At 62.7% G+C, this 21,866-nt stretch carries 27 protein-coding genes and 1 pseudogene; 14 read left to right on the top strand and 14 right to left on the bottom strand.

The window, feature by feature from the left end; all coding sequences use genetic code 11:
- Positions 1-32 precede the first annotated feature (32 nt).
- Entirely contained in the window at positions 33-767 is a 735-nt protein-coding gene (locus tag KG722_RS02965; RefSeq protein WP_213269325.1) for a DUF6065 family protein, read from the top strand.
- Between the two features lie 85 nt (positions 768-852).
- On the opposite strand, the gene hisE is transcribed toward KG722_RS02965, so the two are convergent.
- Positions 853-1,215: a phosphoribosyl-ATP diphosphatase gene (gene hisE, locus KG722_RS02960; RefSeq protein ID WP_213269323.1), complete on the bottom strand. Its 363-nt coding sequence runs from the start codon at positions 1,213-1,215 to the stop codon at positions 853-855.
- Positions 1,216-1,316: 101 nt separating this feature from the next.
- Here hisE and KG722_RS02955 point away from each other — a divergent pair, with 101 nt between their 5' ends.
- On the top strand, positions 1,317-2,138 hold the full coding sequence (locus KG722_RS02955; RefSeq protein ID WP_213269321.1) for a crotonase/enoyl-CoA hydratase family protein: 822 nt from the start codon (positions 1,317-1,319) through the stop codon (positions 2,136-2,138).
- A gap of 5 nt (positions 2,139-2,143) precedes the next feature.
- On the opposite strand, the gene hisF is transcribed toward KG722_RS02955, so the two are convergent.
- On the bottom strand, positions 2,144-2,902 hold the full coding sequence (gene hisF / locus KG722_RS02950) for an imidazole glycerol phosphate synthase subunit HisF (protein WP_213269319.1): 759 nt from the start codon (positions 2,900-2,902) through the stop codon (positions 2,144-2,146).
- A 151-nt stretch (positions 2,903-3,053) separates the two neighbouring features.
- Here hisF and KG722_RS02945 point away from each other — a divergent pair, with 151 nt between their 5' ends.
- Positions 3,054-3,248: a hypothetical protein gene (locus KG722_RS02945; RefSeq protein ID WP_213269317.1), complete on the top strand. Its 195-nt coding sequence runs from the start codon at positions 3,054-3,056 to the stop codon at positions 3,246-3,248.
- Between the two features lie 100 nt (positions 3,249-3,348).
- Positions 3,349-4,110: a GGDEF domain-containing protein gene (locus KG722_RS02940; protein ID WP_213269316.1), complete on the top strand. Its 762-nt coding sequence runs from the start codon at positions 3,349-3,351 to the stop codon at positions 4,108-4,110.
- A 70-nt stretch (positions 4,111-4,180) separates the two neighbouring features.
- On the opposite strand, the gene KG722_RS02935 is transcribed toward KG722_RS02940, so the two are convergent.
- Genes KG722_RS02935 through hisH form a run of 3 tightly spaced genes read right to left on the bottom strand, consistent with a single transcriptional unit; the run spans position 4,181 to position 5,872 of the window.
- Entirely contained in the window at positions 4,181-4,462 is a 282-nt protein-coding gene (locus tag KG722_RS02935) for a hypothetical protein (protein WP_213269314.1), read from the bottom strand.
- A gap of 52 nt (positions 4,463-4,514) precedes the next feature.
- Positions 4,515-5,243, bottom strand: coding sequence for a 1-(5-phosphoribosyl)-5-[(5-phosphoribosylamino)methylideneamino]imidazole-4-carboxamide isomerase (gene hisA / locus KG722_RS02930; RefSeq protein ID WP_213269312.1), 729 nt, complete (start codon positions 5,241-5,243; stop codon positions 4,515-4,517).
- Positions 5,240-5,872, bottom strand: a complete 633-nt coding sequence (gene hisH, locus KG722_RS02925) for an imidazole glycerol phosphate synthase subunit HisH (RefSeq protein ID WP_213269310.1) — start codon at positions 5,870-5,872, stop codon at positions 5,240-5,242. The genes hisA and hisH overlap by 4 nt, the downstream gene beginning before the upstream one ends.
- A gap of 60 nt (positions 5,873-5,932) precedes the next feature.
- Between hisH and KG722_RS02920 the strand changes: the two genes are divergently transcribed.
- Positions 5,933-7,279, top strand: a complete 1,347-nt coding sequence (locus KG722_RS02920; protein WP_213269308.1) for a hemolysin family protein — start codon at positions 5,933-5,935, stop codon at positions 7,277-7,279.
- A 20-nt stretch (positions 7,280-7,299) separates the two neighbouring features.
- Here the strand turns inward: KG722_RS02920 and hisB are convergent, their stop codons facing one another.
- A complete protein-coding gene (hisB, locus tag KG722_RS02915) occupies positions 7,300-7,896 on the bottom strand; it encodes an imidazoleglycerol-phosphate dehydratase HisB (protein WP_213269306.1) in 597 nt (198 codons plus the stop codon).
- 98 nt (positions 7,897-7,994) lie between these two features.
- Between hisB and KG722_RS02910 the strand changes: the two genes are divergently transcribed.
- Positions 7,995-9,791 (top strand): bifunctional diguanylate cyclase/phosphodiesterase, encoded by a 1,797-nt coding sequence (locus KG722_RS02910; RefSeq protein ID WP_213269304.1) that lies wholly within the window; start codon positions 7,995-7,997, stop codon positions 9,789-9,791.
- Here KG722_RS02910 and KG722_RS02905 read toward each other — a convergent pair.
- The 4 genes from KG722_RS02905 to KG722_RS02890 form a co-directional block, all read right to left on the bottom strand.
- Positions 9,773-10,291 (bottom strand): GNAT family N-acetyltransferase, encoded by a 519-nt coding sequence (locus KG722_RS02905; protein WP_213269302.1) that lies wholly within the window; start codon positions 10,289-10,291, stop codon positions 9,773-9,775. The two genes, KG722_RS02910 and KG722_RS02905, sit on opposite strands and share 19 nt — an antisense overlap.
- Positions 10,288-10,716: a nuclear transport factor 2 family protein gene (locus KG722_RS02900; protein ID WP_213269300.1), complete on the bottom strand. Its 429-nt coding sequence runs from the start codon at positions 10,714-10,716 to the stop codon at positions 10,288-10,290. Before KG722_RS02900 ends, KG722_RS02905 begins: the two co-directional genes overlap by 4 nt.
- 11 nt (positions 10,717-10,727) lie before the next feature.
- Positions 10,728-11,156: a hypothetical protein gene (locus KG722_RS02895; RefSeq protein ID WP_213269298.1), complete on the bottom strand. Its 429-nt coding sequence runs from the start codon at positions 11,154-11,156 to the stop codon at positions 10,728-10,730.
- A gap of 89 nt (positions 11,157-11,245) precedes the next feature.
- On the bottom strand, positions 11,246-12,301 hold the full coding sequence (locus tag KG722_RS02890; RefSeq protein ID WP_213269296.1) for a CoA ester lyase: 1,056 nt from the start codon (positions 12,299-12,301) through the stop codon (positions 11,246-11,248).
- 125 nt (positions 12,302-12,426) lie between these two features.
- Between KG722_RS02890 and KG722_RS02885 the strand changes: the two genes are divergently transcribed.
- Entirely contained in the window at positions 12,427-12,597 is a 171-nt protein-coding gene (locus KG722_RS02885; RefSeq protein ID WP_213269294.1) for a YqaE/Pmp3 family membrane protein, read from the top strand.
- A gap of 4 nt (positions 12,598-12,601) precedes the next feature.
- Here KG722_RS02885 and KG722_RS02880 read toward each other — a convergent pair whose 3' ends face one another.
- A complete protein-coding gene (locus KG722_RS02880; protein WP_213269292.1) occupies positions 12,602-13,531 on the bottom strand; it encodes a tyrosine recombinase in 930 nt (309 codons plus the stop codon).
- A 41-nt stretch (positions 13,532-13,572) separates the two neighbouring features.
- Positions 13,573-13,710: a hypothetical protein gene (locus KG722_RS02875; RefSeq protein WP_213269290.1), complete on the bottom strand. Its 138-nt coding sequence runs from the start codon at positions 13,708-13,710 to the stop codon at positions 13,573-13,575.
- Positions 13,711-13,816: 106 nt separating this feature from the next.
- Between KG722_RS02875 and KG722_RS02870 the strand changes: the two genes are divergently transcribed.
- Genes KG722_RS02870 through KG722_RS02860 form a run of 3 tightly spaced genes read left to right on the top strand, consistent with a single transcriptional unit; the run spans position 13,817 to position 16,798 of the window.
- Entirely contained in the window at positions 13,817-14,377 is a 561-nt protein-coding gene (locus tag KG722_RS02870) for a shikimate kinase (protein WP_213269288.1), read from the top strand.
- Entirely contained in the window at positions 14,374-15,504 is a 1,131-nt protein-coding gene (gene aroB / locus KG722_RS02865) for a 3-dehydroquinate synthase (protein WP_213269286.1), read from the top strand. Before KG722_RS02870 ends, aroB begins: the two co-directional genes overlap by 4 nt.
- A 19-nt stretch (positions 15,505-15,523) precedes the next feature.
- Positions 15,524-16,798, top strand: coding sequence for an HlyC/CorC family transporter (locus KG722_RS02860; protein ID WP_213269284.1), 1,275 nt, complete (start codon positions 15,524-15,526; stop codon positions 16,796-16,798).
- A gap of 3 nt (positions 16,799-16,801) precedes the next feature.
- On the opposite strand, the gene KG722_RS02855 is transcribed toward KG722_RS02860, so the two are convergent.
- The gene (locus KG722_RS02855) at positions 16,802-17,083 is read right to left on the bottom strand and encodes a BolA/IbaG family iron-sulfur metabolism protein (RefSeq protein WP_213269282.1); all 282 of its coding nucleotides are present in this window, start codon (positions 17,081-17,083) and stop codon (positions 16,802-16,804) included.
- A gap of 31 nt (positions 17,084-17,114) precedes the next feature.
- Here KG722_RS02855 and KG722_RS02850 point away from each other — a divergent pair, with 31 nt between their 5' ends.
- The 3 genes and pseudogenes from KG722_RS02850 to KG722_RS02840 all read left to right on the top strand — a co-directional run bounded on the left by KG722_RS02850 (position 17,115) and on the right by KG722_RS02840 (position 19,315).
- Positions 17,115-17,738: a J domain-containing protein gene (locus KG722_RS02850; protein ID WP_213269280.1), complete on the top strand. Its 624-nt coding sequence runs from the start codon at positions 17,115-17,117 to the stop codon at positions 17,736-17,738.
- Positions 17,739-17,982: 244 nt separating this feature from the next.
- Positions 17,983-18,225: pseudogene (locus KG722_RS02845) on the top strand (spore coat protein U domain-containing protein); the annotation flags it as partial.
- 100 nt (positions 18,226-18,325) lie between these two features.
- Entirely contained in the window at positions 18,326-19,315 is a 990-nt protein-coding gene (locus KG722_RS02840; protein WP_213269276.1) for a complex I NDUFA9 subunit family protein, read from the top strand.
- A gap of 2 nt (positions 19,316-19,317) precedes the next feature.
- Here KG722_RS02840 and KG722_RS02835 read toward each other — a convergent pair whose 3' ends face one another.
- On the bottom strand, positions 19,318-20,175 hold the full coding sequence (locus KG722_RS02835) for an undecaprenyl-diphosphate phosphatase (protein ID WP_213269274.1): 858 nt from the start codon (positions 20,173-20,175) through the stop codon (positions 19,318-19,320).
- A 240-nt stretch (positions 20,176-20,415) separates the two neighbouring features.
- Between KG722_RS02835 and KG722_RS02830 the strand changes: the two genes are divergently transcribed.
- Positions 20,416-21,861 (top strand): FAD-dependent oxidoreductase, encoded by a 1,446-nt coding sequence (locus KG722_RS02830; protein ID WP_213269272.1) that lies wholly within the window; start codon positions 20,416-20,418, stop codon positions 21,859-21,861.
- Positions 21,862-21,866: the final 5 nt, after the last annotated feature.

The raw sequence follows: 21,866 nt of genomic DNA, 5'->3' as shown, positions 1-21,866 counted from the left end.
CGTCAAGCAGCCAGGAAGCGGAAAGCCACCCCATGCGCCTTGAATGTTATAAGATTTACGATGTTGCGCCGGAAATCGTGCCTGCCCGGTCTGACCGCGAATGGATGGATGCGTTCGTTGATCGCCATCCCTATCGCTGCCTGCCGCTGACCATGGCGAACTCGACGGGCTGGGAAATTCTCTGCCCGATGGACATCAAGATCAAATGGAATGGCGGGCCGCGCAACGAAGACATTCAGCTTCTGACACGGGGCGACCCGAACGCGATTTCGAGCTTTGCCGACAGCCATTTCATGCGCGGCATCGTCACCTTCCACACAGGCCACCTCTTCCGCACGCCGCCGGGCTGGGGCGTCTGGGTGACCGGCCCGCCGAACTGGCCGAAGGACGGGATTGCCCCCCTCACGGGCCTTGTGGAAACAGACTGGCTGCCCTTTCCCTTCACCATGAATTGGCAGATGACCCGGCCGGGCGAGGTGGTCTTCAAGAAGGGCGAACCCTTTGCTTTCATTACGCTTATGGAACACAAGCGGCTGGAAGAGATCACCCCGGAGCGCAAGGCGCTAAGGTCCAACAAGGAGCTGGTGAAGGAGTATGAAGGCTGGCGCGACAGCCGGGCCGATTTCAACACCCGCCTCAAATCCGGCGAGGAAAACGCCATGAAGGCGCGCTGGCAGCGCCATTACATGCGCGGGGAAAAGCCCGACGGCGAGAAGGTGGACACCCACCAGACCAAGCGCCGCCTGAAACCCCCGAAAGACATGTAAGGTCTGTTGCGGCCTATCCCGTGGATAAAAGCTCCAAAAAAGCTTCAACGGCGGGGCCATAAACTCGAACGCCGTTGGAATTCTTTCAGTCCTCCGCGGTCCGCGCGGACTTTTCGGCGATGCCCGAAATGCCCTGGCGTGTTTCGAGCGCCGCGGCGACAGCATCAAGCGCAACCCCGCGCGACCGGAGGGCGACGAAGACGTGATAGAGCACGTCGGCCGCTTCACTCGCCACGCGCTCATCGCTTTCGGCGCGAACAGCCTGCGCCAGCTCTCCGCCTTCTTCGGCGACTTTTGCGGCGGCCGCGTCGGGGCCCTTGGCGAGCAGCTTGGCCGTCCAGCTGGAAGCCGCGTCGCCCTCAAGGGCGCGCGCGTCGATGGTGCCGGCAAGATGAGCGAGCGCAGCGGCGAGACGGTCAGGCGAGGCGAGGGGGGCTTTGGCGGTCATGGGGAACCTTTAGCTTCTTCGGCGCAGGGCGAGAAGGGGCGGCTTGACGTCCCCAGCGGAAGGGCGCCAGTTTCCCTTCAAAGTTCCGGAGGACGACCCAGATGAACGACCGCGTTTTGATCACGATGCTTGAAGACGGCATTGCCGATGTGCGCCTCAACCGCACCGACAAGATGAATGCCCTCGACCCCGCCATGTTTGCCGGGGTTGCGGAGGCGATCGACAAGCTGAAAACCATGAAGAGCTTGCGCGTGGTGGTGCTCTCCGGCGAGGGGCGCGCGTTCTGCGCGGGGCTCGATCTTTCTAACTTTACCGGCGGGGGCGCAGGCAGTGGCGAGAAGAAAGCCGAGAAGGGCAACGCCACCAGCAATCTGGACGGACGCAGCCATGGTATCGCCAACCTTGCCCAATATGTTGCCTGGGGCTGGCGCGAACTGAACGTGCCGGTGATCGCGGCCGCCCATGGCGTGGCGTTTGGCGGGGGCTTCCAGATCCTGTCGGGCGCCGACATCCGCTTCATACATCCCGAGACGCGCTGCGCGATCATGGAGATGAAGTGGGGCCTCGTGCCGGACATGGCGGGTTATCCGCTCTGGCGCGGCAATGTGCGCGATGATGTGCTCCGTGAGCTGACCTACACCAATCGCGAATTCAGGGGCACGGAGGCCCAGGTGCTGGGCTTTGCGACGCATGTGAGTGAAAACCCGCTGGACGACGCCCTGGCGCTCGCTCGCGTGATTGCAAACAAGCATCCCGCCGCGATGCAGGGCGCCAAGCGCCTGTTCAATGCGATGCAGGACGCAACCGACGCAGAGCTGCTGCAGATGGAAAGCGACGAGCAGAACAAGGTGATGCGCACCGCCAACCAGATGGAAGCGGTGATGGCGGAAATGCAGAAGCGCAAACCGGTGTTTGCGGAGTAATACGCTCAGACCGTGCGAACGGGGGCGCCCGCCTTTGCCAGCGCCGCGCGGGCCTCAGCCAGGGTGGCTTCGCCGAAATGGAAGATGGAGGCGGCAAGCACCGCGCTCGCCCCGCCTTCGAGCACGGCGGGGGCAAAGTCTGCCACGCTGCCCGCGCCGCCGCTGGCGATAACCGGGATGGTAACAGCCGACGAGACCGCCTTCAGCAGTGGAATGTCATAGCCAGACTTGGTCCCGTCCCGGTCCATCGAGGTGAGGAGGATTTCGCCCGCGCCGCGTTTGGCGGCCTCGCGGGCAAACTCCACCGCGTTGATGCCGGTGGCGTTGCGCCCGCCATGAGTGAAAATTTCCCAGGTGTCGCCCATCGCGCGCGCATCAATCGCCACAACCACGCATTGGCGTCCGGCCTTTGCCGCGCAGGCGGAGATCAGAGCCGGGTCTGCCACGGCGGCCGAATTGATGGCGACCTTGTCTGCCCCCGCGCGCAGCAGCGCCACCATATCCTCCACCGAGCGCACGCCGCCGCCCACGGTGAGCGGCATGAAGCAGGCCTCTGCCGTGCGGCTGACGGTCTCCAGCAGCGTGCCGCGGCCTTCATGGCTGGCGGTGATGTCGAGGAAGCAGAGCTCGTCGGCGCCCGCCGCGTCATAGGCGCGCGCAAGGGCGACGGGGTCACCGGCGTCTTTCAGGTCCACGAAATTGACGCCCTTCACGGTGCGCCCGTCTTTCACGTCGAGGCAGGGGATGATGCGGGTTTTCAGCATGGGCGCTCCTTTGCCGCCAAAGCCGCGCGAATGCAAATTATCCGTAAGGGGGGCGGGGTGGGAAGGGGGCCCAATCTGGATTATACTGGCAGCCTGGGCGGCTGATCTCGAACACGCGAACTTCAAAAGTAAGCCAAGGGAGATGAGACATATGGACATGAAGCGACTGGAGCAGGCAACCGCCGCGCGCCTGCAGAAGGATGAAGCCGAAACCCTGGCGCGCCTGGCGGCGGGCCTGTCGAAGCTGGACGCGGGCCAAGGCGCCCCGGGCGGCGATGAAACCGACATGGCCCATGCCCTGCGCACACGGCGGCGCCTGCGACGACCGCTCTCCTCGGCGCGATGACGCCGCTAGGGCTTTCCGGGATCGGTGAAATTTGACAGGTCTTCCGGGGGCCGTTTTAAGCATGTCAGGCTAGTGTTGCCCCTTGTTTTGGACGGGGCGAATGCAGCAATCGAACGACATTCAGAAGGCCATCCGCACCTGCGTGATCATCACGGCGGCGGCGGTGTTCTTTTCGTTTGTGCCGGTTTACATCTGGATACAGATCGACGGGGTTATCGATATTTCCTCTGTGTATGCCTCCTGCATCGTTCTTCCGATGATCATTGCGCCCGCCTGCAGCTGGTTCCTGCTGCGCGCGCAGATGCGGGCAGAGCGCCTGGCGCAGGAAAATCACCGGCTGGCGAATGTGGACGAGCTGACAGACCTTCCCAACCGGCGTGCCTTCTTTGCCACCGCCAGCGTGCTGCAGATGCAGGGCGATGCAGGGCAGGGAAATTTTTACTGCGCGATTGCCGACGTGGACAATTTCAAGCGCGTGAACGACGAGCACGGCCATGAAACCGGGGATGGCGTTCTTATCTCCGTGGGCGGAGTATTACGCGCGCTCGCTCCGCCCGGCGGGCTTGTAGCGCGTCTCGGCGGAGAAGAGTTTGCTCTCGCCGGCGTGTTCGCCAGCCCCGAAGACGCGCAGGCGGCCTGCGCAGCGCTGGTGCGCGCGGTGGCGAGCGCGGATCATTCGGCGCTGGGCCTCACGCGCCCGGTCACCATCAGCCTCGGTCTCTGCCGCGAAACCGGACAGGAAAGTCTCTCCGCCCTCCTCAGCCGCGCCGACGAAGCCCTCTACTGGGCCAAGCGGGCGGGCAAGAACCGCGTGATGGTGTTCGGGGACGGCCCGATGCCGCCGCTGGCGCGGGTGGGCTAGGGGCGGTTTTCCGCCTACCCCGCAGGGTGCATTAAGTGCAACGCACCCTCTCCCGCTAGCGACTCAGCGCTTACCGCGCCGACCGGACCAGCATGCTGACTGCTGCAATAAGAACGAACCCGAACATCCCGACGCCCACATCAACCGCCTCTGCAGGGCTCTTCTGTAAGGCCTCTCCAAAAGTCATGACCTGAGATGGCGGATCGGAGAGTATGCCGGTGTTGACATAAAGCGGCCGCCAGATGAGGTGCAGCGAGACGTACAGGATGGCACCGATTTCCAGTGTAAATCTTGAGATCACTGGCACTTTAAAGGGCATGCAAACAGCGATGATGACAATGCTCGCGAGCAATCAACGGATTTCGGGAAGAAAATCATCTCCGCTTTCGATCACGCAGTTGCCTTTATGCTGAAGCGGCTCCAATCGCCTCACTCGCCACAATATCCCCATCATAGAGTGCGCGCCCTAAGATCGTGCCCGCAATCGGAGCGCCCGAGGCCTTCAGGGCGCGGATGTCGTTTACGTCGCGCACGCCGCCTGAGGCGATGACGGGGATGGAGACGGTGTTTGCGAGCTCTGCCGTGAACGGAACATTGACGCCGGTTTTCAGGCCGTCGCGGCCAATGTCGGTGGCCACGATAGCGGCGACCCCGCAGCCTTCAAATGCCTTGGCGAGCTCAGTGGCTTTCATGTCGCTGGTCTCGGCCCATCCTTCCACGGCCACCATTCCATCCTTTGCGTCGATGCCCACCACAATGCGGCCGGGCAGGGCGCGGGCGGCGGTCCTTACGAGTTCCGGATCGCGCAGGGCAATGGTGCCGAGGATGACGCGGGAGATGCCCGCCTCCAGCCAGGCGTCGATCTGCGCGCGCGTGCGGATGCCCCCGCCGAGCTGCACCGGTGCAGGCGTTGCCTTGAGGATCCCTTCGACCGCCGCGCGGTTGACCGGCGCGCCGGCAAAGGCGCCGTTGAGGTCGACCACATGCAGATGGGCGAAGCCCATGCGCGCAAAGGCGGCGGCCTGATCGGCGGGATCGGTGTTGAACACTGTGGCGGCGTCCATCTCCCCGCGCAGCAGGCGCACGCAGGCGCCGTCTTTCAGGTCAATAGCGGGATAGAGGGTGAAGGTCATGGGTTCCATTTCAGGAATTTGGCGAGCAGCGTCAGGCCGAGGCGCTGGCTCTTTTCGGGGTGGAATTGCGTGCCGATGAGGTTGTCGCGGGCGATGGCGGCGGCAAACGGGCTGCCATAGTCGCACCAGGCGGCGGCATCCGCCTCTTCTTCCGGGCGGAAGACGTAGGAATGGGTGAAATAGGCGTGGGGCGTCTCGCCAAGGCCTTCGAGCACCGGATGGGGCGAGGGGATCATCAGCTCGTTCCAGCCTACATGGGGCACCGGCAGGCCCGGCGCAGGCTGGAGCGCCTCGACGACGCCGTGGACCCAGCCAAGGCCGCGTGTTTCCCCGTCTTCCAGGCCAAGGTCTGCCATCAGCTGCATGCCGACGCAGATGCCGAGGAAAGGCGCGCCCTTGCGCAAGACGGCTTCTTCGAGCGCCTCGACCATGCCGGGAATGGCGCGCAAGGCGCCCGCGCAGTCTGCAAAGTGGCCAACGCCCGGCAGCACGATGCGCTCGGCGGCAAGGATATCCTCGGGCCGCGCGGTAACCATCACCTTGCCCGTATCCTCTGCGGCAGCGGCAAGCGCCCGCGCGCAGGAGTGCAGGTTTCCGGAGCCGTAATCGATGAGGGCAAGGCGGGTCATGGCCGCGCTCTTAGCGGGGGGAGGGGGCCATGGCAATTAAGCGGCGGCCAGAAAAGTCGCTTGGCGAAACCTGCTGTTTACGGCATATCCAGCGCCACCATGGACCTCCTTATCCTTTTGGCGCTGATTGCGCTTAACGGCGTTTTCGCGATGTCGGAACTTGCCGTTGTTTCGTCCCGCCGCGCGCGGCTGCAGTTTATGGCTGACAAAGGAAATGTTGGCGCCCGCGCCGCCCTGAAACTGCAGGACGACCCCTCCAGCTTCCTCTCCACCGTGCAGATCGGCATCACGCTGGTCGGCATCATCGCGGGCGCCTATGGCGCCACGGCGCTGGCCGAGGATGTCGAGCCGATGATCTTATCGGTTGCGCCCGGCCTTGCCGAACACGCGGCGCTGATATCCTTCAGTGTGGTGATCGTCTTTACGACTTACCTGTCGGTGATCATCGGGGAACTCGTACCCAAGCGCATCGCGCTCGCCGCCCCAGAAGCGTTTGCCGCCGTGGTCTCCCCGCCGATGGCGATGCTGTCGAAGATTGCGTTTCCCGTCGTGTTCATCCTGCGGGGTTCGACCAATCTTCTCCTGATGCTGCTTGGCCTTGGCAAGACGCGCAATGACAGCGTCACCGAGGAAGAAATCGAAAGCATGATTGAAGAGGGCGCCGCCAGCGGCGCCATCGATGCCGGCGAGCGCACGATGATCCGAAGTGTGATGCGCCTGGCAGACCGCGACGTGCGCTCGATCATGACGCCGCGCAATGAAATTGTCTGGCTGGACCTTGATGACCAGCCCGACGCGCTTCTCAAAGAGATCGCAGAGAGTGGACATTCCCGCTTCCCCCTGGCGCGCCGCGATCTGGAAGACGTGATCAGTTTTGTTCAGGCCAAGGATCTCCTGGCGCGCTCGCGCGGGGTTTCCGTTCCCGATTTTGAAGAGGCGGGTCATCCGCCGATGTTCGTGCCGGAAACGATGAGTGTGCTGAGCGTCCTGGAAAGCCTGCAGGCAAGCCCGGTGCAGATGGCGCTGGTGGTCGATGAACTTGGCCATGTCGAAGGCATTGTCACGGCGGCCGATGTGCTGGGCGCGATTGCCGGTGATGTGGCGTTCTCGCTCGCCGATGGTCTCGACCGCCCGCAGCGCCGTGAGGATGGCAGCTGGCTTATCGATGGCCGCATGGCGGTCGAAGATATCGAGATCATGCTTGGCGCGTCAAACATCGGCACGGATGACGATCCGTTCTCAACCGTTGCCGGTCTCGTCATGCACCATCTTCAGCGCGTGCCTGCGCTGGCCGACAAGGTCACCGTCAATGGCTGGATCTTTGAGGTGCTCGACATGGACGGGCGGCGCCTCGACAAGGTGCTCGTCTCGCGCGTTGCGCCAAAAGATGAAGACCCGACCGGCTAAGGCAGGGAAGGGTGCAGCCCCTAGAGGCTGCCCTTGGTGCTGGCAGGCTTGCCGCCGAGGCGCGGGTCTACCGTGATCGCCGTGCGCAGGGCGCGGGCAGTTGCCTTGAAACAGCTTTCGGCGATGTGGTGGTTGTTCTCGCCATAGATGTTCTCGATGTGCAGGCACATGCCGCCATTGCCGGCAAGGGCATGGAAGAACTCCTTGAAGAGCTCGGTATCCATCTCGCCTATCTTGTCGCGCCGGAACTCCACCTTCCAGATCAGGTAGGGGCGCTTGCAGAGGTCGATGGAGGCTCGGGTCAGCGTCTCGTCCATGGGGATATAGGCATGGCCAAAGCGCGTGATTCCGCCAAAATCGCCAAGCGCCTTCATGATGGCCTGGCCGATGACGATGCCGGTGTCTTCAACCGAATGGTGGAAGTCGATATGGGTGTCTCCCTTGCAGCGCACTTTCAGGTCGATCAGCGAATGGCGCGCCAGACTGTCCAGCATGTGGTCAAAAAAGCCGATCCCGGTCTCTATGTCGGCCTTGCCGGTGCCATCAAGGTTAACGGACACCGAAATTTCGGTTTCCTTTGTGGTGCGGGTGACGTCTGCGGTGCGGTTCTGGGTCATGGGAGGCCATATAAGCTGCAGGAAGCGCTACAGCTAGCGCATCAATGTTCACGGATTCCTAAACATATATAGGGCAGTTTCTGCGGGATTTACCTAGGTTGGGTATTCGAGTGGGCAATGGATTGAAGCAGGGAAGCCTCATCGGCCGGTTGACCGGCAGCCTTTCCATTCCGGCTTTCGCCGGGATTGCAGGCGGGCTTTTATCCATTCTCCTGTTTGCGCTCCTGGTCGCCATAGAGGTTATCTTCCGGACATCTTCTGAAGAAACACCCGTTGGCTTCTCCGTGCCGGTCCCGGTGATCGCAGGCATGCTGGTGGGCACGGTCCTGATCACCGCTACGGTCTGCTATTATCTCGCCCGCCCGCTGCAAGGCGTATTCCTGCGCTTTACTGATTACATGATGTCGACCCGCGGCGACGCCGACGCGGATCTCTATTCGCTGAAATTTCCGGAACTGCGCCGTCTGCGCGTGGCGACGACCCGCACCGTGCGAAAGCTGCGGCGGGAGAACGACCATTTGCGCAAGATCGCCTACCGCGACAGCCGCACCGGCCTGCCCAATGCTGTGGCCGCCGAGAAGCGCATCGTGGAGACGCTGCCGGCGGCGAGCTTCGAACAACCAGCCGCCTTCATCCTGCTCGATATCGACCGTTTCGCCCATCTGGTGGAGCAGGTGGGTTCTGGTCATGGCGAAGTGATGATCCACGCCGCCGCCCAGCGCATCGCCAAGGCGCTAAGCGATGTGCCCGATCCCTCCGCCTCGGCCCTGCGCGGTTCGATGCTCGCGGCGCTGACGGCTGACCAGTTCACTCTGTTCATGCCAAACGCTGGCAGCCGCGAACATGTGATCGCCATTGCCCGCGCCATCCGCAACGCTTTCAATGAGCCGTTCACGATCCTTGGCCGCCCGGTCACCATGTCACTGTCGGGGGGCATCGTGATGGCCCCGGAAGACGCCGATTCCCCGCAGAAGCTGATGCAGAATGCCAAGCTCGCTTTGCGCCTTGTGAGGAACGAATCGCAGTCTGGTTTCCGCTTTTTTACCCCGCGCCTGACCCGCATCGTGCAGGGGCGCTACCGGTTTGAGGCAGAGCTGCGCGACGCCGTGGAGAACCGCGAGTTCAAGGCGGTGTTCCAGCCAAAGATCGATTTTGCCACCGGCCGGATTGTCGGCGCCGAAGCCCTCGCCCGCTGGCGGCGCTCAAACGGAAAGCTGATCTCGCCTGCCGCGTTTATTCCGGTGGCGGAGGAAGCAGGGCTCATCGAAGAGATCGGCAAGCAGATCCTGGAAGCAGCGTGTGAAGCTGCGCGCACCTGGGAGCTGGAAGGCCATGACGTAACGGTCGCGGTGAATGTCTCGCCCAGCCAGTTCCAGCGCAACGACCTTACCGAAACCGTGATGGGCGCGCTGCGCCGGTCCGGCCTTCATCCCCGCCGGCTGGAGCTGGAGATCACCGAAAGCATGGCGGTGTCTGACCCCGCGAGGGTGGCTGAGTTCATCTCGCCGCTGCGGGCCATGGGCACGAAGCTCGCCATTGATGATTTCGGCACCGGCCATTCAAACCTCGCCACGCTGACCCAGCTTCCCTTCGATGTGTTCAAGATCGACCGGCAGTTTGTCTCGGCGCTGGAGACGGATCGTCAGGCGCCTGCGATTGTCGAAATGATTCTCGCCATGGCCGAAACGCTCGGGCTGAAGACGGTGGCCGAAGGTGTGGAAACGACCAAGCAGGCCGACTTCCTGCGCCGCCGTGGTTGCACCATGGCGCAGGGTTTCCTCTACAGTCCCGGCCTGCCCGATCAGGCCTTCCTTGAACTTCTGCGCGCGTGGAAGCCGCTGGGTGCCAATGACGAAACCGGCAGCCCGGAAGCCTATCAGGCTCCGCGCCGGTAGGTATTGACCGGCAAGCCGGCGAGCAGGGTATCGCCCGTGTGCCGGTAGCCGATCTTCTCAGCCACCTTGCGGGAAGCGGAATTACCCGGATCGATTACACAGCAGCTTGAGCTGCCGAGCGTTTCGTCGAGCCAGTCATGGATGGCGCCGACGGCTTCGGAGGCAATGCCCTTGCCCCAGGTCTGCGGCCCGAAGGCCCAGCCCGCTTCCGGCCCGTAGATCAGTTCTTTGGGCAGGCCGCGCTCGAAATCGGCAAAGCCGCATTCGCCGAGGAATTCGCCGCTCGCCTTGTCGGTGACGACCCAGTAGCCAAAGCCCTTCATTTCCCAGAGACCCACTCCGCGCAGCAGGGCAAACCAGGCGTCCTGGCGTGAGCGCGGCTTGCCGCCGATGAAGCGGGTTACCTCGTCGCTGCCCCACATGGCGGAGGCTGCGTCTATGTCACAGGGTTCTGCCCCGCGCAGGAGGAGGCGCGGTGTTTCCAGGGCCGGCGCCTTCATGCACCCGCCTTCATCTTGGCGAGCATCGCGCCCATGGCGGCGTGGACGGTCTGGACGGCCTTCAACGGGCGGACCATCACCTTGAAATCGGTGATCTGGCCCTCTGAGTTCCATTGCATCATGTCGACGCCGTTGACGAGGACGCCGTCCATCATCGTCTCGAATTCCAGCACGGCCCTGTCGCCGCAGTCGAACACCCGCGTGTAGCGGAAATCGTCATTGCCGAGCGTCTCGCCGGCGGCGAGCAGATAGGCCATAGTGATCGCCTTGCCCTGTTGGGGCGTGTGGACGACCGGGCTCTTGAACACGACCTCCTCGGCGAGGAGGCCCGAGAGGCCGCCGGCAGAATGATCGCGGGTCATCCAGTCAAACCAGGCTTGCAGGTTCGGGCTGTGGCCGGTCTCGGGGATCAGGTGCTTTGCCATGCGCGGACGCCTTATTCCCCCACCACCGGCTCAGCGATCAGATAGTCGGTTGCCTGATCAAAGCAGGTGCCTTTCATGACAACGAAACCGCCCGGAAAGTCGGGCTTGGTGAAGATGATGTCCATCCGGCCCCAAGTGTAGGCTTGGCCGCCGCCGATCGGATCGGCCATCGCGCCGGGGCAGAGGCCTTCGGTTGCCGATTCCGGATCAAGCCAGATGCCGGCAAAGAAGCCGCGCTCTTCGCTCTTCCCGGCAAGGCCCGGGAAGATGCCGACCAGGCGCTGACCGCTTTCACCCGGGAATGAGAGCACAGCCTCACCGGTCTCAAGATCAGCCTCATAGACCACTTCACCGACCGGCGTGGTCCAGACCTCATCGGCTTGTGCCTGGCCGGAAATGGCCAGGATTGTCCCCAAAGTGACCGCGATTGTCCTCAGCATGGCTAGCTCCCCTTGCGCCACTGACCCTTCAGGAGCGCGTTTCTGGAAGCTTACGCTAAGCAGGTCAGGCGCATTTGGCGAGAGCCATTTCACCCTGCATAGGCGGCCGCAAGATCGGGGTCCTTCGAGGCCACAAGGTCTGCCAGATCGGAAATTACCTTTGCCTGTTTCCAGGTGGCGTCGTCCTGCATCTTGCCGTCGATCATCGCAACACCGGTGCCATCGGGCATCGCGGCGAGGATCTTGCGGGCAAACTTCACCTCGTCGGGATCAGGGCTGAAAACGCGCTTGGCGACCGCGATCTGGCTGGGATGGAGGCTCCAGGTGCCGGCGCAGCCGAGCAGGAAGGCATTTCGGAACTGCTGCTCGCAGGCGTCTAGGTCGGCAATGTCGCCGAACGGGCCATAGAAGGCATTGATCCCGGCCATGCGGCAGGCGTCCACCAGGCGGGCGATGGTGTAATGCCAGGGATCCTGCTGGGCGCTCAGTCGCGTGCTGCCGTCATCCTTGGGATCTTCGATCACCCGGTAGAAGGGGTGGCCCCCGCCCACACGGGTCGTTTTCATCTTGCGGCTGGCGGCAAGGTCTGCCGGGCCAAGCGATATGCCCTGCATGCGGGGGGAAGCGAGGGCGATCTCCTCGACCCGGGCAACGCCTTCCGCTGTTTCGAGGATGGCGTGAAAGAGTATCTGGCGTTTGAGGCCAGCTTTGGCTTCGAGCTGGGCGACATACTGGTCGGCAAAGTGGATGTCCCAAGCGCCCTCGACCTTGGGCAGCATGATCACGTCGAGCTGGTGGCCGGCCTTAAGGACAAGCTCGGACACGTCCTCCTGGAACCAGGGGGAGTTGAGGCAGTTCACGCGGCTCCAGAAGCCGGTGCCCTTTGCCTGCCAGTCATACATATTAGCCATCTCGATGGCCCCAGCCCGGGCCGCGTCCTTGGCGTCGGCGGGGATGGCGTCTTCCAGATTGGCGAGGATCACGTCCACGGTTGGCGCCATGTCCGGCACCTTGGCGCGCACTTTCTCCAGGTGTGGCGGCACGAAATGGATCATGCGCTCAAGCTTCACCGGGAGTTCGCGATAGGGCTCGGGCGCGCCGATCGACAGCGGCTTGAAGAAACTGCGCGGCGTTTTCTGGCTCATGTCGGCCTCCCTTTTGCCGGGAGAGGATTAAGCCCCGTGCTGCAGCGCGTCAAACGTCGCCCCTGTGACGGAACGCCCCCGTCGCTCATGCGTTTGTCCGCAAACGACACTTGAAAGGAACTCCCATGTCACTGCTGATGATCCTGCTTACGATTTTTCTTCCGCCCGTTGCCGTGCTGCTGAAAGAGGGCCTTGGGGTGCAGTTCCTCATCAATCTGCTGCTGACGCTGATCGGCTGGCTGCCAGGCGTTGTTCACGCCTTCTGGATCAATTCGCGCGGTTCGGCCGTAGCCTGATGGCTCAACGCCGGCCCTTGGGGGCAGCGGCCATCGGGTGTGCCGTCTCCAGCAGCTCGGCGAGTTCATCTGTCAGGACATGGGTGTAGATCTGAGTCGTGGCGATGTCGGCATGGCCGAGAAGGGTTTGCACAACTCTGAGGTCTGCCCCGCCCTGCAAAAGGTGCGTAGCATAGGCGTGGCGCAGCGCGTGCGGGTAGACCCGCTCGGAGCGCAGGCCTGCCTTTGCCGCGAGCTCTTCCAGCATCTGGCCAAGGCGGCGGCGGGTGAGGTGGCCCTCCTTAGCGCGAGACGGGAACACAAAGCCTTCGGCCTTGCTGCGCATGAGGGGGTTGTCCGGAAGGCTTGCCTCGCGCACATCCAGCCATTCCGACAGGGCAATCAAGGCCGCCCGGCCCAAAGGGCAGAGCCGGTCCTTGCCGCCCTTGCCGCGGATGATGATGTCAGCGCTCATCCACTGCCCGGCCTTGCGGCGGGGGAGGTTGCCCACCCGCAGGGTCACAAGTTCGGACGCGCGCAGGCCGGCGCCGTAGAGCAGCTCAACGAGGCATTTGAGGCGTTTATCCTCCTCGCAGGCGGCAATCAGCCGGTAAACTTCATCGCGCGAGAGGACATCGGGCACTTCCCGCTCCGGGGAGGGGCCGTCGAGGCGGGCCGTCGGGTCGTCCTTGCGGTCACCTTCCTGGAACAGGAACCGGAAGAAGCGGCGCACAGCCGACAGCTTGCGGGCCTGGGTCGAGGGTGCCATGCCGCGGGCCGCCAGACCGGCCAGCCAGCCCGAAAGGTCGCTGGAGGATGCCGTTACAAGGCACAAACCGCAATATTCCGAGGCGTCCAGAAGGTCGCGGCCATAGGCATCGAGCGTATTGGGGCTGGCGCCCCGCTCGGCCGACATCATTTCCAGAAAAGCGCCAATGCGCGAGCGATCATCCATCCACCAACGCTAGGGAAACGCGGTTAAGGTCGCGTTTCAGCCTATTCGAGGGCGCCTTCGACCGGTATGCGGATTTCGCCTTCCGGAGGCGCGTTCTTGACGGCGCGCTGGCCAAGCCACCACATGGTACCGACAACAATAACGGCCAGGATGGCGAAGAGGATAAGGAATTTGCGCATAGAACCGGTCCCGCAAACAAAATGGGCTAGGCACCTTCTGCCTGCCGATTGCGCCGCCTATGTGGCACCCCTAGGACTTCTGTGCAACGCCGGGTAATAGGAACACATGCCTTCTGACTCTGACCCTTCAAGTAGCGCGCCGCCCTTCCAGGGCCGCACGATTGCGCTTGTAGGTCTCATGGGAGCAGGCAAGTCCACTGTCGGGCGGCGCCTTGCCGACAAGCTCGGCCGGAATTTCTATGACAGTGACCATGAGATAGAGAAGGCAGCGGGCCTGTCGATCTCCGACATCTTTTCCCTGCACGGCGAAGCGGATTTCCGCCGGGGCGAAAAGCAGGTCATCCGCCGCCTTCTGGAATTGCCCCCGCATGTGCTGGCGACGGGGGGTGGGGCGTATCTTGATCCGGAGACGCGCCAGGTGCTGCGCGAACGGGCGATTACCGTCTGGCTGAACGCCGATCTCGAAACACTCTGGCGGCGGGTCCAGAAACGCGACACGCGCCCGCTGCTGCAGCGCGCCGACGCAAAGGACCATCTCGCCCATCTCGTCCTGGAGCGTGAACCCTTCTATTCGCAGGCCGATCTGGTCGTCCATTCAAAGGACGGCCCGCATACGCACACGGTCAATGCGATCCTCAAAGCCCTTCAGACCTGGAAATCGGAATGAGCCCTTATTCTTCACTGGAAACCGTGCGCGTCGAGCTTGGCGCGCGGGCCTACAACATCCTTGTCGGGCACGGCGCTCTTGCCGAGCTCGGGCCCCGCCTCTCGCTGATGCTGAAACGCCCGCGTGCGTTCGTGCTGACCGACGAAACCGTTGCGCGCCATCACAAGGGCGCGCTGGAAGCAGCGGTGAAGACAGCCGGAATCACGCTGGACTGGTATGCTCTCCCGCCTGGAGAAAAGACCAAATCCTTCGCCCAGCTGGAAGGTGTCCTCGACTGGCTTCTTGCCAGCGGGGCAGACCGGGGCGATATGCTGATTGCGTTCGGCGGCGGCGTGATCGGGGATATGGGCGGGCTTGCAGCCAGTCTGATGAAGCGCGGCATGGGATTTGTGCAGGTGCCCACCACATTGCTGGCGCAGGTGGATTCCTCCGTAGGCGGAAAGACGGCTGTCAATACACCGCGCGGCAAGAACCTTATCGGCGCTTTCTACCAGCCCCGCCTCGTGATCGCAGACACGGCCCTCCTGGCGACGCTGCCGGAGCGCGAGCTGAAAGCTGGCTATGCCGAGATCGTGAAGTATGGCCTGATCAATGACGCCGCTTTCTTCGACTGGCTGGCCGTAAACGGACAGAAAGTCCTTGAACTTGAGCCTGACGCGGCGCGCTATGCGGTCGCCCGCTCCTGCGCGGCCAAGGCAGCTATTGTTGCCGAAGACGAAACCGAGACGGGCGTGCGCCAGCTCCTCAATCTCGGCCATACGTTCGGGCACGCCTTCGAAGCTGCCAATGAATATCGCGAAGACCTGCTCCACGGCGAAGCCGTGGCGCTCGGCATGGCGCTGGCCTTTCGCTATGGCGCGGCCAGCGGCATTACGCCGGTAGCCGATGCGGCGCGGGTCAAGGATGTTCTCGGCGCTTCGGGTCTGCCCGTCTCGCTGAGCGGGATGGATCCCACACGCTTTGCGGCCGGCCGCCTCGCCGCCCTGATGCAACAGGACAAGAAAGCGCGCGCGGGCCGCGTGCCACTGATCCTCGCCCGGGGCATTGGCGCGGCCTATGTCCACCCCGACGCAGACCTTGCCTCGGTTGAACGTTTTCTCGCCGCCGAACTTGCAGAAACCAGCTGACAGGACCTGAGCTCACACAATGATTGCCGGATATGCCATCGCCATCGTCATCCTTCTGATGATTTCTGGTTTCTTCTCGGGCTCTGAAACAGCCCTGACGGCAGCGTCCCGGGCGCGGATGCACGCCCTGGAACGCGATGGGGACAAGCGCGCCCGCACGGTGAACAAGCTGCTTGCCAACCGTGAGAACTTCATCGGCGCAATTCTGCTTGGCAACAACGTCGTCAACATCCTGGCCTCTGTGCTGGCAACATCGCTGTTTACCGCATTGTTCGGGCAGGGGGGGCTGGCCCTTGTGCTGGCTACTGCCGTGATGACCGTGCTTGTGCTGATCTTCTCCGAGGTGATGCCGAAGACCTATTCCATCACGCGACCGGATTCGGTTGCGCTCGTGGTGGCGGGACCCATTTCGGTGGTGGTGAAAGCAGCCTCCTGGATCATCAAGCTGATCCAGCTTATCGTGAATGGTGTTCTGCGCTTTTTGGGCGTGGGCGCGCCGACGAGCCCGCTTTCGGCGGAAGAGGAAATCCGCGGCGCGATCGACATGCACGCAGCCGAGGGCGGGGTGGACAAGGAAAACCATCTCCGCCTCGTGGGCGCGCTCGACCTGAAGGATCTCACCGTCGAGGATGTGATGATCCATCGCAAGAACATCTACATGCTCGACGCCGATCTCGAGCCGCGCCAGCTGATCATGAAGGCGCTCTCCAGCCCCCACACCCGCCTGCCGCTCTATCGCGGCGAGAAGGAGGAGATCATCGGCATCCTGCACGCGAAGGACCTACTGCGCGCTGCCTTGCCGATGGGCGGTGATCTCTCGAAGCTCGACCTTGATTCGATCCTGCGCAAACCCTGGTTCGTGCCGGAGACGACCCCCGTGCAGGAACAGCTCAACCAGTTCCTCTCGCGCGGCCAGCACTTTGCCCTGGTGATTGACGAGTATGGGGAACTACAGGGCCTGATCACGCTGGAAGACATTCTCGAGGAGATCGTCGGCGCGATCCATGACGAGCATGACGTGCAGGTCCAGGGCGTGCGCCCGCAGCCAGATGGCTCGGTCAATGTCGATGGCTGGGTGCCGATCCGCGATCTCAACCGCGCCACCGGCTGGGACCTTTCGGATGAAGAAGCCGTCACAGTCGCAGGCCTCGTCATCCATGAGGCGCAGACGATCCCCGAGCCCGGTCAGAGCTTCGTCTTCCACGGCTACCGGTTCAACATCCTGCGCCGCCAGCGCAATCAGGTAACCGGTGTGAACGTTTCCAAAGCCGCCCTCGTGGCCGAGGTAGACTGAGCCTCAGCCAGCTGCTGGCGCGCGGGCCTTCAGCGCCAGGGCGTGCAGGCCGGTATCGAACTCTTTCTGCAGCACCAGCATCACGGCGCGCTGCACCTGCACGCGCGAGAGCCCCTCGAACGCTTCGGCGACAATCTCGACCGAATAATGCGTCTCGCCGCCCGGCGCAGCGCCCGCATGACCCTCATGTTTGTGACTGTCATCCGTCACGGAAAGGGAAACCGGCAGAAAAGCAGAGGTCAATGCGGCCTCAATGCGCGTTTGTCTGTCGTTTGGTTGTGGCATGTTTAACCGGCGCTCCCTATTATGTGGCCCCATGTCAGACGGCGAACCGTTCAGATACCGAGTGAAGTTCACGGATATACGCGTGAAGCCCCCCGCCGACGAGACGTCGCGTGCACGGGCGAAGCGTACGCGCGTTTGCGACGAGCAGGGATGTGACCTTGAAGGGTCCCATCCCGCGCCGCGTCCGGGCGGGCAAGGGCGGCACTGGTTCTGCGAGAGCCATGCAGCCTCCTACAACCGAACCTTCAATTTCTTTCAAGGCATGAGCGAAGCAGAGGCGGCTGCCTTCCTGCGCGCGGAGCGGTATGGTCACAAGCGCACCTGGCGCATGGGCAACGGGCCGCTTGGCGGGCGCAAGGCGACCGATCCGCACGATCCGCGCCGCTGGGCCGGGCGCAGCTTCTTCGACATGGACGATACGCCCGCCGCCGAAGAGCGGGTACATTCCCATAGGTCAAGCCTGCAGATCCGGGCCCTCAAGGAACTGGATCTGGAGACCGATGCCAAGCCGGCGGAAATCCGCGCGCGGTATGCCGAATATGTCCGCCGCTTCCACCCTGATTCCAACAAGGGTGACCGCTCCAGCGAGCACAAGCTCGACCGGGTGCTGCGCGCCGGAAAGCTGCTCAAGGCGTCCGGCCTGATGAAGGGCTGATCGCCCTCTACGCAAATCCAGCATCAATGACGGTGCGCCTGACACCGGGGCCGCTGCCGGGAGCTTTCGTCTTCGCGCACGTGCAGAGCATTGGCAGGGGATCGGCGACGCCTATGAGCTTCACGCCCTGTCACGCGTTTTCCGGCAATGCCTCTACAGGCAGCGCGACCGTGGCCGTCAGCTGCAGTGGTTTTCTGTTCGTCGGGGCCAGGTATGAGGTCCGGCTGGGGGCGGCGGGCAGTCCGGGGAACTCAACGGCCGGGCCATGCTGCAGGCGAGCAGCGCAAATGAGCATAATTATCAAGTCTATACACAATCCCGACAGGTGCGGGGAAACGGTGTTCAGGGCTCCACGATCAACAATTCCTTCCTCCTCGGACTGTTCACGCGCAGCCGCGATCATCTCATCACCGGCACGATCCCGGCCGATCGACAGGTAAACTCGGGCAGCTATGCCGACGCCGTGACCATGACCGTCATCTGGTAACGCGCCGGCGTCATGGCCGCATGGACATACGCAGCACAAAATGGGAAAGCACACCAAGATTGATTCAGGGCCGTTTTTGCGCCCCAGGGATGAGATGACGATGAGCAAAGGCTTGGTAACACTGGTAGGCGGCTCGGGATTTATCGGTCGCTACGCAGCGCGGGCGCTGGTCGCCAAAGGCTGGCGGGTCCGGGTCGCGTGCCGGCGTGTTCATACCGCTCTTGATGTGCGCCTGGCGGGGCCTCCCGGCTGGGTCGACGTCGTTCAGGCCAACATCCGCGACCGCGCTTCCCTTGAGCGTGCGCTGGACGGAGCAGACGCCGTCGTCAATCTCGTTGGCATCCTCTTCGAACATGCCCGGCAGACCTTTGACAGTGAGCAGTCCGGCGGCGCCGCTCTGCTTGCAGAGGTCGCAAAGGAAAAGGGCATCAATCGGTTTGTGCAGGTTTCGGCGATCGGGGCTGATCCTGGATCGCGCTCGCCCTATGGCCGCACGAAAGCAGCGGCTGAAGCGTCCGTGCGGGAAACTATCCCTTCCGCAGTCGTGCTGCGCCCGTCCATCGTGTTCGGGCCGGAAGACCAGTTCTTCAACCGGTTCGCCAACATGGCCCGGTTTGTCCCCTTCATGCCGGCCATCGGCGGGGGCAAGACGAAGTTCCAGCCCATCTATGCCGGGGACGTCGCCGCAGCCATCGCGGCGGCCGTCGAGCGGGAAGATGCTGCTGGCAGAACCTTTGAGATCGGCGGGCCGAGCATCTACAGCTTCAACGCGCTCTACGACATCATCCTCAAGACGATTGACCGTCCCCGTTTCAAGATCCCCTTGCCGTTCTTTGTGGCGCGGCCGATGGCATATATCACCGGCGCAATCTGGCGTTTCGTGCCGCCCTTTTCCTGGGGCTTGTTCGGGGATCCGCCGCTGACCGGTTCGCAGGTCGAAATGCTCGCCAACGACAATGTCGTGGCCGCCGGTGCCCACACGATTGCCGATCTTGGCATTACCCAGCTTGAATCGGTCGAGGCGATTGTTCCGTCCTATCTCTGGCGCTTCCGCCCGTATGGCGAGTTCCACAGGCCCAGCGAAGCCTGAGGTCAGGTAACTGATCCTGCCACGAGAGGGGAGGTTGCCAGCAAGGCGATCCCCAGAGCGAAGCGGTAGAGCACAAAAGGAAGAAAGCTCATCTTCCTCAGAAGCGCCATCAAAAGTCCGATGGACGCATAGCCTGACACGAACGCCAGCGCCGCAACGATGAGGCCATCCGACAGAGTGGCCCCGCCGCCGCCCGCCGGCCCGGAAGCAAGCCCCATTATCCCGTAGAGGCTTACCGCAGCCAGGATAGGCGCTCCGATCAACATGGAGAAGCGCGCAGCTTCCAGCCGCTCATAGCCCAGCGCGCGGGCAGCCGTCATCGTGATGCCCGATCGGCTGGTCCCAGGTATTATGACCGCAACGAGCTGGCTGGCGCCAATCAGAAACGCGTCCCGAAGCGTCATGTCGCCTTCGGAGCGCGTCTGCGCCCCACGCGTATCTGCCAGCCACAAAAGAGCCCCGAAAATGATGGTTGAAGCAGCCACTGCGTAGACGCTGCGAAAGGAAGTCGCGATGTCTTCGGGAATGAACTGCTCATAGATAACCGCCCCAAGCAGGGCAAAAGGTGTCGCCACAAGAATGCAGAGGGCGAGGCGCGCGCCAGGTGACAATGGCCGTTTGCTGAAAGGCGTAGCGACCAACTCAAATCCGCCCATGGTTGCCGCCGCCACGTCTTTCCGGAAGTAAAGGAGCATCGCGATGAGTGTGCCCGCGTTTGAAGCCGCATTGATCAGCAGCTCATCTCGCCCCGTAAGGCCAACAAAGTCTGATATCAGCATGACGTGCGCCGACGACGAGATCGGCAGCCATTCTGTAATGCCTTGAATGAGGGCGATGAGAACGAGCTGAAGGATCGACATGGCGCGAGCTTTACCTCTGTATTTATTGACGCATAGCTACTTCAGCTTCGGGAAGAAGTGCAGGCCAAAACTGATAATATCATTTTGATATTAATTATTGGGACGCTTTGACGTCTGGCCTGAAGTTGGTGAGAAAATATGGCAATTCAATATCGTAAAGATATGTAAATATGATTGTGCCTCTTGTGAGGCGCAATCACGCGATTATAGGAAGGGCTCCAGCAAAGTTGAGGCAGGTCAATGGCGGAGCGTATGCTGCAGTTCACTAAAGTTTCGCGGGCCATGCCGGCGAAGCGCGGCGCGAAGGAACGCGCAGAGGACTTCCGGGAAATCTATGGGGAGTTTTCCGCTGATGCCGCCAAGGCGCAGGCGAGCCGCTGTTCTCAGTGCGGCGTGCCATTCTGCCAGCAGGGCTGCCCGCTCCAGAACAACATTCCCGACTGGCTGAAGCTGGCTGCGGAAGACCGGCTTGAAGAAGCCTGGCGTGTCTCGTCGGCCACCAACAACATGCCGGAAATCTGCGGCCGCATTTGTCCGCAGGATCGGCTGTGCGAGGGCATCTGCACGATCGAACAGTCTGGCCACGGAACCGTGACCATTGGCTCAGTCGAGAAATACATCACCGACACGGCGTGGGAGCAGGGCTGGATTCAGCCGATCAAGCCGCCGCGGGAACGCGCGCAGTCTGCCGGTATCATCGGCGCCGGGCCAGGCGGCCTCGCCGCCGCCGAGCAGCTGCGCCGCAAGGGCTATCAGGTGACTGTTTATGATGCCTATGACCGCGGCGGCGGCTTACTGGTCTATGGCATTCCGGGCTTCAAGCTGGAGAAGGATGTCGTGGAGCGCCGCATCCGGCATCTTGAGGCTTCCGGCATTGCGTTCCGCTTCAATACGCGCGTTGGGCAGGACGTGTCCCTCTCAGACCTCCGGGAGCGGCACGATACGGTTCTGATTGCGACCGGCGTCTATGCGGCCAAGGACCTCAAATGCCCCGGCAGTGGATCGGACGGCGTGCTGCCTGCCCTCGACTATCTCACCGCTTCCAACAAGGTCAGCCTTGGGGACGCGGTTGAAGCTTACACATCGGGCACGCTCAACGCCGAAGGCAAGCGCGTCGTCGTGATCGGCGGCGGCGACACAGCGATGGATTGTGTCCGCACGGCAATTCGCCAAGGGGCCAAGTCGGTTACCTGCCTCTACCGCCGTGACCGAGCCAACATGCCGGGCTCGCAGCGCGAAGTTCAGAATGCAGAAGAGGAGGGGGTCGTGTTCGAATGGCTCGCCAATCCTGAAGCTATCCTCGACACCAAGGGTGGCAAGGTGAAAGCTGTCCGCGCCAGCCGCATGAAGCTCGGCGAGCCCGATTCCTCCGGCCGTCAGTCGCCGGTCAAGACCGGGGAAACGTTCGACGTGAAGGCCGACATGGTCATCAAGGCGCTTGGCTTTGATCCAGAAGATCTTCCTGCTCTCTTCAATGAGCCTTCGCTGACTGTGAACCGCTGGGGAGCGGTGCGCGTGGACTATGCGACGATGGAGACGAGCCTGCCGGGCGTCTATGCGGCGGGCGACATCGTCCGGGGCGCGTCGCTCGTGGTCTGGGCGATCAAGGATGGCCGCGACGCGGCCGAAGCAATGCACAAGTCAATGAAGGCCGCCGAGGCGGCCGCAAAAGTGGCGGCGGAGTAGTTCAG

This window comes from Hyphomonas sp. (genome assembly GCF_018402285.1).
Taxonomy (GTDB): domain Bacteria; phylum Pseudomonadota; class Alphaproteobacteria; order Caulobacterales; family Hyphomonadaceae; genus Hyphomonas.
This window is presented reverse-complemented; position numbering and strand designations above follow the sequence as displayed.

Coding starts and splice junctions, on each gene's coding strand:
- KG722_RS02940 (WP_213269316.1), top strand. CDS start 3,349: ATGCAGCAATCGAACGACATTCAGAAGGCCATCCGCACCTGCGTGATC.
- KG722_RS02875 (WP_213269290.1), bottom strand. CDS start 13,710: ATGCGCAAATTCCTTATCCTCTTCGCCATCCTGGCCGTTATTGTTGTC.
- KG722_RS02955 (WP_213269321.1), top strand. CDS start 1,317: ATGAACGACCGCGTTTTGATCACGATGCTTGAAGACGGCATTGCCGAT.
- hisH (WP_213269310.1), bottom strand. CDS start 5,872: ATGACCCGCCTTGCCCTCATCGATTACGGCTCCGGAAACCTGCACTCC.
- KG722_RS02840 (WP_213269276.1), top strand. CDS start 18,326: ATGAGCAAAGGCTTGGTAACACTGGTAGGCGGCTCGGGATTTATCGGT.
- KG722_RS02895 (WP_213269298.1), bottom strand. CDS start 11,156: ATGCTGAGGACAATCGCGGTCACTTTGGGGACAATCCTGGCCATTTCC.
- KG722_RS02905 (WP_213269302.1), bottom strand. CDS start 10,291: ATGAAGGCGCCGGCCCTGGAAACACCGCGCCTCCTCCTGCGCGGGGCA.
- hisB (WP_213269306.1), bottom strand. CDS start 7,896: ATGACCCAGAACCGCACCGCAGACGTCACCCGCACCACAAAGGAAACC.
- KG722_RS02945 (WP_213269317.1), top strand. CDS start 3,054: ATGGACATGAAGCGACTGGAGCAGGCAACCGCCGCGCGCCTGCAGAAG.
- aroB (WP_213269286.1), top strand. CDS start 14,374: ATGAGCCCTTATTCTTCACTGGAAACCGTGCGCGTCGAGCTTGGCGCG.
- KG722_RS02855 (WP_213269282.1), bottom strand. CDS start 17,083: ATGCCACAACCAAACGACAGACAAACGCGCATTGAGGCCGCATTGACC.
- hisA (WP_213269312.1), bottom strand. CDS start 5,243: ATGACCTTCACCCTCTATCCCGCTATTGACCTGAAAGACGGCGCCTGC.
- KG722_RS02890 (WP_213269296.1), bottom strand. CDS start 12,301: ATGAGCCAGAAAACGCCGCGCAGTTTCTTCAAGCCGCTGTCGATCGGC.
- hisF (WP_213269319.1), bottom strand. CDS start 2,902: ATGCTGAAAACCCGCATCATCCCCTGCCTCGACGTGAAAGACGGGCGC.
- KG722_RS02900 (WP_213269300.1), bottom strand. CDS start 10,716: ATGGCAAAGCACCTGATCCCCGAGACCGGCCACAGCCCGAACCTGCAA.
- KG722_RS02830 (WP_213269272.1), top strand. CDS start 20,416: ATGGCGGAGCGTATGCTGCAGTTCACTAAAGTTTCGCGGGCCATGCCG.
- KG722_RS02965 (WP_213269325.1), top strand. CDS start 33: ATGCGCCTTGAATGTTATAAGATTTACGATGTTGCGCCGGAAATCGTG.
- hisE (WP_213269323.1), bottom strand. CDS start 1,215: ATGACCGCCAAAGCCCCCCTCGCCTCGCCTGACCGTCTCGCCGCTGCG.
- KG722_RS02835 (WP_213269274.1), bottom strand. CDS start 20,175: ATGTCGATCCTTCAGCTCGTTCTCATCGCCCTCATTCAAGGCATTACA.
- KG722_RS02850 (WP_213269280.1), top strand. CDS start 17,115: ATGTCAGACGGCGAACCGTTCAGATACCGAGTGAAGTTCACGGATATA.
- KG722_RS02880 (WP_213269292.1), bottom strand. CDS start 13,531: ATGGATGATCGCTCGCGCATTGGCGCTTTTCTGGAAATGATGTCGGCC.
- KG722_RS02870 (WP_213269288.1), top strand. CDS start 13,817: ATGCCTTCTGACTCTGACCCTTCAAGTAGCGCGCCGCCCTTCCAGGGC.
- KG722_RS02885 (WP_213269294.1), top strand. CDS start 12,427: ATGTCACTGCTGATGATCCTGCTTACGATTTTTCTTCCGCCCGTTGCC.
- KG722_RS02860 (WP_213269284.1), top strand. CDS start 15,524: ATGATTGCCGGATATGCCATCGCCATCGTCATCCTTCTGATGATTTCT.